The organism is Mangrovibrevibacter kandeliae (assembly GCF_024519155.1).
Classification (GTDB): Bacteria; Pseudomonadota; Alphaproteobacteria; order Rhizobiales; family Rhizobiaceae; genus Mangrovibrevibacter; species Mangrovibrevibacter kandeliae.
This window is the reverse complement of the sequence record NZ_JANIFJ010000001.1, coordinates 1250816-1264730: the sequence shown is the minus strand read 5'-3', so window position 1 is coordinate 1264730 and position 13915 is coordinate 1250816. Positions and strand designations below refer to the sequence as shown.

General features: G+C 69.6%; 12 protein-coding genes. 1 reads left to right on the top strand and 11 read right to left on the bottom strand.

The window, feature by feature from the left end; translation table 11 throughout:
* The first annotated feature begins 86 nt into the window (after positions 1 to 86).
* Entirely contained in the window at positions 87 to 980 is an 894-nt protein-coding gene (locus tag NPA30_RS06150) for an ATP-binding protein (RefSeq protein ID WP_256801471.1), read from the top strand.
* 42 nt (positions 981 to 1022) lie between these two features.
* Here NPA30_RS06150 and NPA30_RS06145 read toward each other — a convergent pair whose 3' ends face one another.
* The 11 genes from NPA30_RS06145 to NPA30_RS06095 all read right to left on the bottom strand — a co-directional run bounded on the left by NPA30_RS06145 (position 1023) and on the right by NPA30_RS06095 (position 13873).
* On the bottom strand, positions 1023 to 2579 hold the full coding sequence (locus NPA30_RS06145; RefSeq protein WP_256801470.1) for a peptidoglycan DD-metalloendopeptidase family protein: 1557 nt from the start codon (positions 2577 to 2579) through the stop codon (positions 1023 to 1025).
* A gap of 174 nt (positions 2580 to 2753) precedes the next feature.
* Positions 2754 to 3401, bottom strand: coding sequence for a protein-L-isoaspartate(D-aspartate) O-methyltransferase (locus NPA30_RS06140; RefSeq protein WP_256801469.1), 648 nt, complete (start codon positions 3399 to 3401; stop codon positions 2754 to 2756).
* The gene (surE, locus tag NPA30_RS06135; protein WP_256801468.1) at positions 3401 to 4156 is read right to left on the bottom strand and encodes a 5'/3'-nucleotidase SurE; all 756 of its coding nucleotides are present in this window, start codon (positions 4154 to 4156) and stop codon (positions 3401 to 3403) included. The genes NPA30_RS06140 and surE overlap by 1 nt, the downstream gene beginning before the upstream one ends.
* The gene (gene serS, locus NPA30_RS06130) at positions 4156 to 5436 is read right to left on the bottom strand and encodes a serine--tRNA ligase (protein ID WP_256801467.1); all 1281 of its coding nucleotides are present in this window, start codon (positions 5434 to 5436) and stop codon (positions 4156 to 4158) included. Before serS ends, surE begins: the two co-directional genes overlap by 1 nt.
* A 59-nt stretch (positions 5437 to 5495) precedes the next feature.
* Positions 5496 to 6302, bottom strand: coding sequence for a twin-arginine translocase subunit TatC (gene tatC / locus NPA30_RS06125; RefSeq protein ID WP_256801466.1), 807 nt, complete (start codon positions 6300 to 6302; stop codon positions 5496 to 5498).
* On the bottom strand, positions 6299 to 6772 hold the full coding sequence (tatB, locus tag NPA30_RS06120; RefSeq protein WP_256801465.1) for a Sec-independent protein translocase protein TatB: 474 nt from the start codon (positions 6770 to 6772) through the stop codon (positions 6299 to 6301). The genes tatC and tatB overlap by 4 nt, the downstream gene beginning before the upstream one ends.
* Positions 6773 to 6846: 74 nt before the next feature.
* Complete coding sequence (locus NPA30_RS06115) at positions 6847 to 7083, bottom strand: twin-arginine translocase TatA/TatE family subunit (RefSeq protein ID WP_256801464.1); 237 nt, start codon at positions 7081 to 7083, stop codon at positions 6847 to 6849.
* A 293-nt stretch (positions 7084 to 7376) separates the two neighbouring features.
* Complete coding sequence (gene nagZ, locus NPA30_RS06110) at positions 7377 to 8399, bottom strand: beta-N-acetylhexosaminidase (RefSeq protein ID WP_256801463.1); 1023 nt, start codon at positions 8397 to 8399, stop codon at positions 7377 to 7379.
* A 119-nt stretch (positions 8400 to 8518) separates the two neighbouring features.
* The gene (locus NPA30_RS06105) at positions 8519 to 10732 is read right to left on the bottom strand and encodes an SPOR domain-containing protein (RefSeq protein WP_256801462.1); all 2214 of its coding nucleotides are present in this window, start codon (positions 10730 to 10732) and stop codon (positions 8519 to 8521) included.
* 91 nt (positions 10733 to 10823) lie between these two features.
* Positions 10824 to 12575: an arginine--tRNA ligase gene (gene argS / locus NPA30_RS06100; RefSeq protein ID WP_256801461.1), complete on the bottom strand. Its 1752-nt coding sequence runs from the start codon at positions 12573 to 12575 to the stop codon at positions 10824 to 10826.
* A gap of 89 nt (positions 12576 to 12664) precedes the next feature.
* The gene (locus tag NPA30_RS06095) at positions 12665 to 13873 is read right to left on the bottom strand and encodes a deoxyguanosinetriphosphate triphosphohydrolase (RefSeq protein ID WP_256801460.1); all 1209 of its coding nucleotides are present in this window, start codon (positions 13871 to 13873) and stop codon (positions 12665 to 12667) included.
* Between the last annotated feature and the right edge of the window lie 42 nt (positions 13874 to 13915).

Sequence of the window (13915 nt, the reverse complement as noted above, 5' to 3'; positions counted from 1 at the left end):
GCCCTTTACGTGACGGCCGCAATATACGATCCGTCGACCCCAATGCAACAAGGGCCGGGCTCACCGGCACGGCGAGAGACTGGGCGATGGACCTTCACGAGAGCGCGGACACGGCTCATCTGGCCGAAACACTGGAGCGGATCGCAGCGAGCCTCGAGCGGCTGGCGCCTCCCCCGGCGACGGCGCCGGATCTCGAGGCTGCCGACTGCTTCACCTTCGATCCACCCGCCCAGCTCGTTCCGGTGCGGCGCGTCAGCCGCGTGCCGATCGAGCTCTTGAAGGGCATCGACGGCTCGCGCGACCGCCTGATCGACAACACCGCGCGCTTCCAGCGGGGACTGCCGGCCAACAATGCGCTGCTTTGGGGCGCCCGCGGGATGGGGAAATCCTCGCTGGTCAAGGCGGCGCATGCGGCGGTCAATGCCGAACGGGCGAGCGGCAGCGCGGCCCTCAAGCTCGTCGAGATCCACCGGGAGGACATCGCGCACCTGCCGGCGCTGATGGCGCTGCTGCGCGACGCGCCCTTCCCGTTCCTGCTGTTCTGCGACGATCTGTCCTTCGACGGCGACGACGCCTCCTACAAGTCGCTGAAGGCCGCACTGGAAGGCGGCGTCGAGGGGCGTCCCGGCAATATCCTCTTCTATGCCACCTCGAACCGGCGGCATCTCCTGCCGCGCGACATGATCGAGAACGAGCGCTCGACGGCGATCAATCCGGCCGAGGCGGTGGAAGAAAAGGTTTCGCTTTCGGATCGCTTCGGGCTGTGGCTCGGCTTCCACCGCTGCGGGCAGGACGAGTACCTGCAGATGATCGCGGCCTACATCGAGGCCTTCGGCCTCGCCACCACGCTCGAGGCGGCTCGCGCCGAAGCCCTCGAATGGTCGACGACACGTGGCAGCCGCTCCGGGCGCGTCGCCTGGCAGTTCATCCAGGATCTCGCCGGCCGGCTCGGTCAGCGGCTCGACCTCGACGCGGCCTGACCGGCTGCGGCGGGACGCGCCGCAGCCAATCCTGCTCCGGTCTCAGCGCAGGAAGGTCATCGGGTCGACGGGCGCCGAGTTCTTGCGGACCTCGAAGTGGAGCATCGGCACGTCGGTCTCGCCGGTCATGCCGGCGGTCGCGATCTCCTGGCCGCGCGTCACCGTGTCGCCGCGCTTGACGTTCAGCGCGTCGGCATAGCCGTAGACCGTGACGAGGCCGTTGTCGTGCTTGACGAGGACGGTGTTGCCGAACTCCTTCAGCCCGTCGCCGGCATAGATCACCACGCCGTTCTCGGCAGCCTTCACCGGCGTGCCGCGCGGCACGGAGATGTTGAGGCCGTCATTGCGCCGGGTGCCGACCTTGTCGCCGAAGCCCTTCACGACCCGGCCCTGCACCGGCCAGCGGAACTGGCTGATGCCCGTGGCCGCCGGGGCGACCGCCGCCGATTCGGTTTTGATCTCGTTGGCTACCGGCGTCTCGGCCCTCGGCTCGGACACCTTCGCCGGCGCCTCGGGCTTGGCTTCCGCCGCGCGCGGCGGCTCGTAGGACTTCGGCTGTGCCGGCTTTGGCTCGGCGGCCTTGGCCACCGGCGCGACCCGGGCGGCGGGCGCCGGAGCAGCGGACGCGTCCGAGCGGGCGTCGGCCGGCTCGAGCGAGGCGACGCGCGTCGGCGCCGCCTTGGCGTCCGAGGGCAGGAACAGCATCTGGCCGACGCGGATGTGGTCGCCCGAGACGTTGTTCAGACGGCGCAGCTCGTCGACCGGTGCGCCGGTGCGGCGGGAGATCGAGGCCAGCGTGTCGCCCGACTCGACCGTCACGGTGCGGCCGGCGCCAGCGCCAGCGCCAGCCTGCGGTGCCGCCGGGCGGCTCTCGGCAGCCGCCGTCTGGCGCGGCGCCGGCGCGGAGGACCCGGGAACCTTGAGGTAGCCTTCGCCCGGTGCCGGCACGACGGCAGCCTGACGGGTGCGGGGGTCATGATCGGGCGCTGAAACCGGTGCCCCCTTGCCGTAGGTGTAGGCCGGGATCACCAGCTCCTGGCCGGCGCGAGCCTCTTCGGCCGAGCGCATGTTGTTGGCCTCGAGGATCGCCTTTGCCGGCACGCCGTAGCGCTTAGACAGGCTGTAGACGGTCTCGCCGCCGCGCAGGGTGACGCGGTTGCCGGACTGGTTCCAGCCGGCCGACGTCGCGGGCTTGGAGAGGCTCGCAGTCGCGGTCGGCGCCGGCAAGGCCGGCGGCTGCGGCGGCTGATAGGCGGGTGCGGCGCCCGGTGCATTCGGCGGCGCAAGCGTGGCGCGCTGCACCGGGGCGTTGGCCGAGGGCTGTGCCAGAGCGTAGCCAGGCGCGGTGTCGGCGGGCATGGCCCGCGGGTAGTTCGGCGCTGCGGAGGCCGTCTGGATGCCGGCGCCCGGGTTGGTTCCGCGATAGGTTGGCATGTTCAGGCCGCCACCCCGGTTTATAGAACCGGTGTTCACCTGATCCACACCGCTCGCCGACTGCGGCACCGCCCCGGTGTAGAACCCGTCGTCGAAGCGAACGACGTCGCTCGAGCAGCCGGCGGCAAAGCCGGCGAGCGCCAGGATGGCTGCAGATCGGGCCATCCGAATCCGAAAAACGTTCAGCACACCCACACGCATCGTCGTCCCCAAAGCCACGGAATGAAGCTTGGAGTCATTGAAGCGCGTTAATGTTACTCGACGGTTAAGTCGTGAGGCGAGAAGCCACTTTTCGTCAGGAAGCGGGTCGGGGCGTGTCGCCACGACAGCGCGCCGCGGTCAGAGCGTCGCGGCGATCCCGGAGGCCAGCGGCTGGTAGCGCACCGTCCGCAGGTCCTCCCGCTCGAAGCGGCTGCCGACCTTCTGCAGCCGAACGAGCTGCTGTTCGCCGTCGCCCGGCCCGACCGCGCAGATCAGATAGGCCTGCGAGGCCAGCTGCTCCAGGAAGGCGCGCGGCACCTCCGAGAAGGCGGCATGGACGATGATGCGGTCATAGGGCGCGCCGGTGATGTACCCGCTGCGCCCGTCGTCCTGCTCCAGCACGACGTTCAGGAGATCGAGCCCCCGCAGGCGCTCGTCGGCCCTGCGCAGGAGCCGCTTGTAGCGGTCGAGCGAGAAGACCCGCGCCGCGAGCTTGGCCAGCAGCGCCGTGACATAGCCGCTGCCGGTGCCGATCTCGAGGACCCGCGCATGGTCCTCGACCTTCAGCGCATGCACGAGGCCGACCGCGAAGCGGGCGCCATACATCGTCTCGCCGCAGTCGATCGGCAGTGCGCCGTCGGCATAGGCATTCGGCACCTCGCCCGGCACGAACAGGCGGCGGGGCACCTGTTCGATCGCCGCGAGGAGGCGCGGCTCGGTGATCCGCTCGGAGCGAAGACGCAGGATGAAGGCGGCGAGATCCTCGCGATCCCGGGAGTGCGGCATCAATCGAACTGCGTCTCCAGATCGGCGCGGAGCGCGTGATCGGTAAGGTCCATGGTCAGCGGCGTCACCGAGATGCGGCCGGCGATCAATGCAGCGATGTCGGAGCGTTCGACCTCGGCCCCGACCTGCCGCCCGAACTTCAGCCAGTAGTAGGGCAGCCCGCGCCCGTCCCGGCGCTCCTCGATGCCGATGTTGTAGTCGAGCTTGCCCTGCCGGGTCAGCGCGATGCCGGCGACCTCGTCGGCCGGAACGGCCGGGAAGTTGACGTTGAACAGCGTCGTCGGAGGCACGTCGAGCGAAAGCAGCTTCTCGATCACGGCCGGCGCATGCCTCTCGGCGGCCTCCCACAGCAGCTCGCGGTCCCGATCCGGCGTGAACGCTTGGCTGAGGGCGATCGAGCGCAGGCCGAGCATGGCACCTTCCATCGCGCCCGCGACCGTGCCCGAATAGGAGACGTCGTCACAGATGTTCTGCCCGGCATTGACGCCGGAGAGCACGAGGTCCGGCGGCGCCGGCATCAGCCGCTTGGCCGCCATGATGACGCAGTCGGTCGGCGTGCCGGTCAGCGCGAACTTCTGCTCGCCGATCGTGCGCAGGCGCAGCGGCATCGAGAGCGTCAGCGAATGCGACAGGCCGCTCTGGTCGGTTTCGGGTGCCACCACCCAGACGTCGTGCGACAGGCTGCGGGCGACGCGCTCCAGGACGGCCAGGCCTTCCGCGTGGATGCCGTCGTCGTTGGTTAGGAGAATCCGCATCAGGCGGGCGCTCCGATCGTCGAAAGGCCCCGCATGTACGGCCGCAGCGCCTCCGGCACGGTGATGCTGCCATCGGCGTTCTGGTAGTTCTCCATCACCGCGATCAGCGCGCGGCCGAGCGCAACGCCTGAGCCGTTCAGCGTGTGGACGAACCGCATCGCCTTGTCGCCGCCGCGATAGCGCGCCGCCATCCGCCGCGCCTGGAAGTCGCCGCAGACCGAGCAGCTGGAGATCTCGCGGAAGGCATCCTGCCCCGGCAGCCAGACCTCGATGTCGTAGGTCTTGCGGGCCCCGAAGCCCATGTCGCCGGTGCAAAGCGTCACGGTGCGGAAATGCAGGCCGAGTCGCTTCAGCACCGTCTCGGCGCAAGCCGTCATGCGCTCGTGCTCCTCGATCGCCGTCTCGGCCGCGGTGATCGAGACGAGCTCGACCTTGTAGAACTGGTGCTGGCGCAGCATGCCTCGCGTGTCGCGACCGGCCGAGCCGGCTTCGGACCGGAAGCACGGTGTCAGTGCGGTCAGGCGCAGCGGCAGTTCCGCTTCGTCGAGCACGCGCTCGCGCACCAGATTGGTCAGCGGCACCTCTGCCGTCGGGATCAGCCAGCGGCCTTCGGTCGTGTGGAACAGGTCCTCCGAGAATTTCGGCAGCTGCCCCGTGCCGAACAGCGCCTCGTCGCGCACCAGCAGCGGCGCGGCGACCTCCTCGTAGCCGTGCTCGCCGGTGTGCAGGTCGAGCATGAACTGGCCGAGCGCGCGCTCGAGGCGCGCGAGCTGGCCCTTCAGGATGGTGAAGCGCGCGCCCGAAATCTTGGCCGCCTGCTCGAACTCCATCAGGCCGAGCGCCTCGCCGAGTTCGTAGTGCTCCTTCGGCTCGAATGCGAAAACCGGACGCTCGTCGTGCCGGCGGACCTCGACGTTGCCGGTCTCGTCGGCGCCGACCGGGACGTCCTCGAGGGGCAGGTTCGGGATGCGGGCCAGCGCGTCCTCGAGCGCCTGCTCGATGCGACGCTCGGTCTCCTCACCGTCCTGGATCGCTTCCTTGATCTCGCCGACTTCGCGGATCAGCGCCTCGGCGCGTCCGGCGTCGCCGGTCCCCTTCGCCTTGCCGATCTCCTTGGACGCCTCGTTGCGGCGACTCTGCAGCTCCTGCAGGCGGGTCAGATGCTCGCGGCGCTGCTCGTCGAGCCGGACGAGCTCGGCCGCAGCCGGCTTGGCGCCGCGCGATGCGAGAGCCGCATCCAGAGCTTCAGGATGTTCGCGTATCCACTTGATGTCCAGCATCGTTTCCCCTGCGCCGGACAGGATGCGCGCGACATATCGGCCGAGGGAACGCCAGCCCGCTACGCTTCGCTTTCGCCCGGCTCTTCGGCCTTCTTCTTCTTCTCGATCATGCGCCCCACGATGATGGAAATCTCGTAGAGAAGGATGGTCGGCACCGCAAGACCGATCTGCGACATCGGATCGGGGGGCGTCAGCACCGCGGCCGCGATGAAGGAGAGGACGACGGCATATTTGCGCTTCGACTTCAGTCCGTCGCTCGTCAGCAGGCCGACACGCACCAGCAGCGAGGTGATCACCGGAAGCTGGAACACGAGACCGAAGGAGAAGATCAGCGTCATGATCAGCCCGAGATACTCGGAGACCTTCGGCAGGAGCTGGATCGCCGCCTGCCCGTCCCCGCCCGACTGCTGCATCGACAGGAAGAACCACATCACCATCGGGGTGAAGAAGTAGTAGACGAGCGCTGCGCCGCAGAGGAACAGGATCGGCGTCGCGACTAGGAACGGGGTGAACGCCTGCCGCTCGTTGCGATAGAGGCCGGGCGCGACGAAGGCATAGATCTGGCTGGCGATCAGCGGAAAGGCGAGGAAGAAGCCGCCGAACGCCGCGATCTTCACCTGCGTGAAGAAGAACTCCTGCGGCGCGGTGTAGATCAGCTCCACCTGCCGCCCGGTGATGCCGGCCCAGGCGGTGGCCCGCTGGTACGGCACGACGAGGAAGTTGAAGATCGGCTTGGCGAAATAGAAGCAGAACAGGAAGGCGAGGAAGAAGCCGCCGATGCTCCAGATGAGCCGCCGGCGCAGCTCGATCAGATGCTCGATGAGCGGCGCGGACGACGCCTCGATGTCGATCTCGGGCTTGTTCAAGCGGCATCTCCCCGCTTCGGCGCATCGGCCTGCGCAAGCGCCGCGTCACCCTCGCCCGCAGGACGGGCGGCACCCGTCGCCGCCGCGGCTTCCGCCATGGCCGGCTGGGGCACCGGCTCGGCCGGCTTGGCCGGCTCGTCGGCGCTCGGCACCCGCGGCTCCGGCGCCTTGGTGGCGGCCGACAGCGAGGCCCGGATCTCGTCGCCCACCGCCCGCATCGGATTGAGCGCCTTGCGCATCTCGCTGCGCGGATCGAGCGACTTCAGGTCGCGCACGGTGTCGCGCACATCATCGAGTTCCGCCTCACGCAGCGCCTCGTCGAACTGCTTGCGAAAATCCCCGGCCATGCGCCGCAGCTGGCTCGTGGTCTTGCCGAAGGTGCGCAGCATGCGCGGCAGATCCTTCGGCCCGACCACGACGATCAGGACCACGGCGATGACCAGAAGCTCCGACCACCCGATGTCAAACATGAAGAACGCCCAGCCGGAGACGAAACGCGGTTGCGCCGCGTAGGGCGCACCCGCCGATCATTGCGAGATGCCGCTCAGCTATGCGTCTTTTCGACGTTGATGTCGTGCGCCACAGTGTCGCCCTCGCGACGCTCCACCGAGCGGCGTTCGGCCGTCGTCGCCGGCGTGGCGTCCTCGTCCGACATGCCCTTCTTGAAGTTCTTGATGCCCTTGGCGACGTCGCCCATCAGTTCGGGGATCTTGCCGCGCCCGAACAGGAGCAGCACGACCGCCAGAACGATCAGCCAGTGCCAGATGCTGAAGCTACCCATCGTCGATCTCCCTGCGCCGCCTCCTGGCGGTCTCATCTCAAGCTAAGCGTCGGTCCGGCGACTTTCAAACACGATAATCCGTTGCGGATCAACGCTCGTCCTTCACCGTCGGACATTTGGGGCCATGCCCTTAGGCTGTGCGAAGCCGCCAGAACGTCTGGCTCGCACGCCCGCGCGCCGCGGCGGCGCAAGGCCGTGCGCCGTCGCCGGCCCTCCGGTTAACTCTTGCAGGTGATCGTGGCGCCCAAGCGGCCGACCGGTATCGGCCGACGGGACCGGCTCGCAGCCGGCGCTCAGACGAGGTCGGCGATCAGCGCGTGGAACTCGGCGCGCAGCGCCGGCTCGTCGGCCGGCTCGCCGCCGTCAGCAATGATTTGCTCCGCCGCCTCGGCCCTGCGCAGCGCCGCACCGGCGAGCGGCGGCGCGGCATGGGCGACCTTCTTCATCTCGTCCATGTCGCCGTTGCAGTGGAGGGCGAGGTCGCAGCCGGCCTGGAGCGCGGCACGGCTGAGATCGCCGATGTCGCCGCGCAGCGCCTTCATCGACATATCGTCTGACATCAGCAGCCCGTCGAAGCCGATCGCACCGCGGATCACGGTGTCGATCACGACGGGCGACAGCGTTGCCGGCCGCTCCGGGTCGATGGCGCGATAGAGGAGATGGGCGGTCATCGCGGCAGGGAGCGAGCGCAGCTCGACGAAGGGGCGGAAGTCGGAGGCCTCCAACTCGCCGAAGCTCGCCTCGACCACCGGCATCTCCAGGTGGCTGTCGGCATTGCCGCGGCCATGGCCGGGGATGTGCTTCATCACCGGCAACAGGCCGCCGGCCCGCAGCCCGTCGGCGGCCGCCCGACCAAGGGTCGCGGCGATCGCAGGATCCGGCGAATAGGCGCGGCTGCCGATCACCGAATGCGCCCCCGGCGCCGGCACGTCGAGACAGGGCAGGCAGTCGGCGTTGAAGCCGTATCCCGCCAGGTCGCGCGCGATCAGCCGTCCCTGCAGCCAGGCGGCGCGTCGTGCGGCCGGAGCATCCGTCTCGTGCAGCCGGCCGAGGTCGGCGGCGGGCGGGTAATTCGGTGCGAGCGGCGGCCGCAGCCGCTGGACGCGCCCACCCTCCTGATCGACGAAGACCGGGGTCGTCGGCCGGCCCCCGGCCTCTTTCAGCTCGGCGACGAGATCGGCCACCTGCTGGGCGCTGCCGATGTTGCGGCCGAAGAGGATGAAGCCCCAGGGCCTCTCCGCGGCGAAGAAATCGCGCTCCTCCGCCGTCAGCCGATGGCCGAAGCAGCCCGCGATGAAGGCCTTGCTGTCGCTCATGGTGGTCCAGGTCCGGGATGATGCGCCGGACGACTGCCGGCTTGAAGGGTCGTGAAGGCGCGGAGAGCGACCGGGCGAGGCGCCCGGCACGGGGCCGAGCGGAAGGAGCAGCGCCGCGCTCAGCGCGCGACGAAGCAGCTGCCGCCGGCCGACTTCAGGCGCGTGCACAGGTCGATCGCATCGTCCTTGGATCCCGCGGCGACACGCACCCGGTAATAGGTGCCCTTCCCCGGGATGTCGGCCGCCTGGATCGAGACGGCTCGTCCGCCGATGGCCTGCGCGTAGCGGCCGCCGAGCCGCTGGCGCGACTCCTCGGCGAGCGCCTGCGTCGGCTGCGACGAGATCTGGACGTAGTACCCGCCAACGCTCGGCGCCGGTGCCGTCGGCGCCTCTGCCGAGGCGACCCGCATCGGCTCGGCAGCAGGCGCCCGCTGCAGCGACTCGACCGGTTGAGCGCCCGGTCGCGTCCCCGGCAGCGGCACGGCGCGTGACGGCGCCGGGTGCGCGGTGGGTGCCGTCGTCTCGGCGGCCGCACGGACCGCCTCGGCGACCGGTGCCTGCGCGGAATTCGTCGAAGGCGCCGCCGACTCGATCACAGTCTCGCCGGCAGCAGCGGTCGGTGCCGTGACAGAGGCCGTGGCGGCCGAATCCGTCTGTGACACGGACGCTTCCGCTTCCGGAGCGGCCGCCGTCGCCGGCCTCGGTCGCTCGACCGGATCCGATACCGGCAGCAGCGCCGGCGCCGTTGTCGCGCCGCCGGCGATCCCGGCCATCAGTGTCGGCTTTGCCGCCCCGTCCGCCGCGCCCGGGCCGGGGGCGGCATCCGCGGTCTTGCTCTCGGTGGGCGCCGGAGCCGACGAGAGCGTTCCGTCCGGCCGCACCGTGAAGGTCTGCACCTGGCGCGGCTGAAGCACCGGCACCGGCGCCGCACTGGCCGGCGTGGCGTCGGCGACCTGCGTCGGGGCCTCGTTGTCGGCCTCGGACGCACCGAAGGTCACGCCGGGGACCTCGGTCTCGACGCCCGGCAAGGCGTAAGACGGCTCGTCCTCCGCTTCCATCGCAACGTCGATCGGCTCTTCGGTCGCGCTGACGAGCGCCTTCTGCTCCGGCGGCGTCACCGGCGCGCCTGCGACACGCTCGTAGACGGCCTTGTTCTGATTCGGGATCGAGGTGCCACCCGGGTTCTCCGGGACGACCTTGAAGGGCTCGGCATCGGCCTTGATCAGCAACGGTTCGCCGGTGCTGGCCAGCCCCAGATCTTCATGCAGGCCGCTCCAGGCGAGCGCACCGACGACGGCGATGCCGGCGACACCGGCAGCGAGCGCCAATGCGGGCGCTGCGCGGCGCCGCCGCGCCCGCACAGCCCGATCCGGCGCCTGTTCGTCCGGGAGGGTCTCATGCGCGCCCGCGTCGTCGACCGAGACGTAGAAGGCCGGGTCCTGCGACCAGCTCTCGTCGCTCACGTAGCTCGTCGCGACGGCCGCCGGCCCCGCCCGTCCGCCCAGCATCTGCAGCTCGCTGGCAATCAATTCGTCGAAATCGTCGAGCACCACCGGCGCAGGCTTCGACGGCTCAGGCTCGCGCACCGGCTCGGGTGCATAGGATGCACTCTGGACGACCACGTTGCGATGCGGCGTCGCCGGCGCGCTGAGGCCGAGGATCGCGCTCTCGAGCTCGTCCTCGAGCGAAGGCGCCGGCTCTGCGACGCGCGGTGCCTTGGCCTGCTCGAGACGCTCGGTCCAAGCGGGGTCCTTCGAGGCCCGCGGCGCCACCCAGCGCGCATAGGATTCAAGACGCGCGGCGTCCTGCGCCGTCACCGGCTCCGGCGCGGCAGGGCGTGCCGCGGCGACAGGAGCGGACGGTGCCGGTGCGGGCACGGGCGCCGGCACGGCCGGCGCAGCGTCCCACTGCACATCATCGAGCGAGAGCCCGTCGAGATCGTCGGTCAGAGCGTCGGCCAAGGCCGCGTCGAAATGGTCGTCGACCAGACCGGATGCATCCGGCCCTGCCCCGCGCTGCCGAGCGCCTTCTTCGGCCCGGGCGCGATCGGAGTCGCGAGCGACGGGTGCGACAGGCTCGTCGAAGGCGCTCCAGTCCTCTTCGGTGAAGGCGCTCCAGTCTTCCTCAGCCAGTGCGGCCGCGAGGTCGTCATGGAGTTCGCCGAGAACCGGTGGCGCCGCTTCGTCGCGCGTCGTCGCGGCGCGCGCTTCGATGGCGTCCGCCCAGATCGGCTGCTCGATCAGGCGGGCGAGATCGGCGAACGGATCCTCGTCGAGGCCGACGGCGTGCGTATCGGCGCCCGCACCGCGGGCAAAGCCCTTGATGTCCCCCATCGACCTCTAATGCCCTCGCTCGTTTCGCGCAGACTGGTGTTCACCGGATCGTGTCCACGCTATGCGACGAAGTTGACCAAAGCATGGTCCGTCAGCGCATCTCGTCCGGGGCGTGCGCACCGATCAGGGCAAGACCGGAGGCGACGACCTGCGCCACCGCCTCGACCAAACCCAATCGAGCCTGGGTGATTATCCGATCGTCAGCGTTAACAAAGCGTAAGTCCGGGAGATCCTTGCCGCGGTTGTACTGGCCGTGGAACGCCGAGGCGAGGTCGTAGAGGTAGAAGGCCAGCCGGTGCGGCTCCTTGGCTTCGGCCGCCGACTGGATCAGCCGCGGGAACTCAGCGAGCTTGCGGATCAGCGCGAGCTCGCCCTCGTCCGTCAGTCCGGCGAGCGCCTCGGCGGACATCGCCTCCGAAGCCAGCGGCATGACGCCGGCCTCCGCCGCCTGCCGCCGCACCGACTTCGCGCGTGCGTGGGCGTACTGGACGTAGAAGACCGGGTTGTCCTTCGACTGCTCGGTCACCTTCTGGAAGTCGAAGTCGAGCGGCGCATCGCTCTTGCGGAACAGCATCATGAAGCGGACGGGGTCGCGCCCCACCTCCTCAACCACCTCGGCGAGCGTGACGAAATCGCCGGAGCGCTTCGACATGCGGACCGGCTCGCCGTTGCGGAACAGCTTGACCAGCTGGCACAGGACCACGTCGGCATCGGCCCTGCCGCTCGAGACGGCGCGCGCCACGGCCTGCAGCCGCTTGACGTAGCCGCCGTGGTCGGCGCCGAGGACGTAGATCATCTCGTCGAAGCCGCGCGCGAACTTGTCGGCGTAATAGGCGACGTCCGCCGCGAAATAGGTGTAGGCACCGCTCGACTTCACCAGCGGCCGATCGACGTCGTCGCCGACCTCGGTCGAACGGAACAGCGTCTGCTCGCGGTCCTCCCAGTCCTCCGGCAGCTGCCCCTTCGGCGGCGGCAGCGTCCCCTGGTAGACGTAGCCTCCCGCCCGCAGCGCCTCCACCGCTTCGGCAATCCTGCCGCCGCCCGCGCCGTGCAGGCTGCGCTCGGAGAAGAACACGTCGTGGTGGATGCCGAGCAGCGCGAGATCGTCGCGGATCATCGCCATCATCGCCTCGATCGCGGCGTCGCGCACGATCGGCAGCCACTCGGCCTCGCTCATCTCGCGCAGCGCCGACCCGTAGGACTCGGCAAGGCTATGGCCGACCGGCTTGAGGTAGTCACCGGGATAGAGGCCCGCCGGGATCTCGCCGATGGCGTCGCCGAGCGCCTCGCGGTAACGCAGGAAAGCCGAGCGCGCGAGCACGTTGACCTGCTCGCCGGCGTCGTTGACGTAGTACTCTTTCACCACCGCATGGCCGGCGAAGCCGAGCAGGTTGGCGATCGAATCGCCCACCACCGCACCGCGACAGTGGCCGACATGCATCGGCCCCGTCGGATTGGCCGAAATATATTCGACATTGATCTTGCGGCCCGTCGGAGCGCCCCGACCGTAGCCGTCGCCGGCCACCAGCAGCGCTGCAAGGTGCTCGGTCCAGTAGCCGGGCCGCAGGCGCAGATTGATGAAACCGGGCCCTGCGACCTCGACCGTCTCGACGTCGGCATCGCGCTCCAACATCGCGCCGATCCGCGTGGCAAGTTCGCGCGGCTTCATCGCGAGCGGCTTGGCGAGCACCATCGCGGCATTGGTCGCAAGGTCGCCGTGGCTGGCATCGCGCGGTGGCTCGACGGTCACGCGGCCGAGATCGGGAACGGCGAGACCATCCCGTTCGAGAACGGCTTCCACCGCAGTCCTGATGCGTTGCTCGAAGTCGGTGAAGATGTTCATGGCGCGTCCCGTTGGCCCCGCGTCGTCGCGAGCAAAGCCGACGACGGCGTCGTCCTGGGCGGATCGCGCGGGATCTGGATGCGGCGCGCCTAACGCAAATCCGGGGTGGCGTCAAACAGCCGGCGATGCTCGCCGACCGCATAGGTGTCGGTCATCCCGGCGAGGTAGTCGGCGACCCGGCGGGCAAGCTTATCCGGCGGCAGGCCTGCCGTGTCGCGGCTCCAGTCGCCGCGCATCTCCTCGGGGGCAGACATGTAGCGATCGTAGAGGTCGGAGACGATCGCCTCGGCGCTCCGCATCACCCGCATCACGCTCTCATGCCGATAGACCCGGGCGAACAGGAAGCGGCGGGTCTCCTCCTGCGCGTCCCGCATCGCAGGCGAGAAGCGGACGAGCGTCCGGCCGGTATCGCGCACCGCATCCGCGTCGGCGGGATCGAGCGCCCGTAACCCGGCAATCGTCGTGGCGATGACGTCCTCGACCATCCGGGTGATGTGGCGGCGCATGATCTCGTGGACGCGCCGCGAGCGGTCGAGCGTCGGATAGGCCCGGTCGACCTCGGCGAGGATGTCGCCTGCAAGCGCGAGATCGCGCAGGTCCTCGACCTCGATCAGCCCGGCGCGCAGCCCGTCGTCGATGTCGTGCGTGTTGTAGGCGATATCGTCGGAAATCGCCGCAGCCTGCGCCTCGAGGCTGGCATGGCGGGCAAGATCCAGCGGGAAGAGCGCGTCGAAGTCGAGGATGGGCCGCGGCACGCTCGCTTCGACGGCATGCGGCCCGGCGAGCGGGCCGTTGTGCTTGACGAGCCCCTCCAGCGTCTCCCAGCTGAGGTTCAGCCCGTCGAACTCGGCATAGCGACGCTCGAGCGTCGTGACGACGCGCAGCGACTGCGCATTGTGGTCGAAGCCGCCGAGTGGCTCCAGCTTGCGGTTCAACGCTCGCTCGCCAGCATGACCGAAGGGCGTATGGCCGAAATCGTGGACGAGCGCGACGCCTTCGGTCAGGTCCTCGTCAAGCCGAAAGGCGCGCGCGAAGGCGCGGGCGATCTGCGACACCTCGATCGTATGGGTCAGCCGGGTGCGGAAGTGGTCGCCGTCATCGGCGATGAAGACCTGCGTCTTGTGCTTCAGCCGGCGGAACGCCGCCGAGTGGACGATGCGGTCACGGTCGCGCTGATAAGGCGTGCGGGTCCGGCTCTCCGGCTCGGCGAACAGCCGGCCGCGCGAGCCGGTGGGCGGCACCGCGTAAGGCGCGCGCTGGCCGAGACCCATGCCGATGCCGCTCAGCCCCTCGTCCATCGCCCGCTGCGGCTCCTTGCGGATTGACCCGTCCAAGCCGCG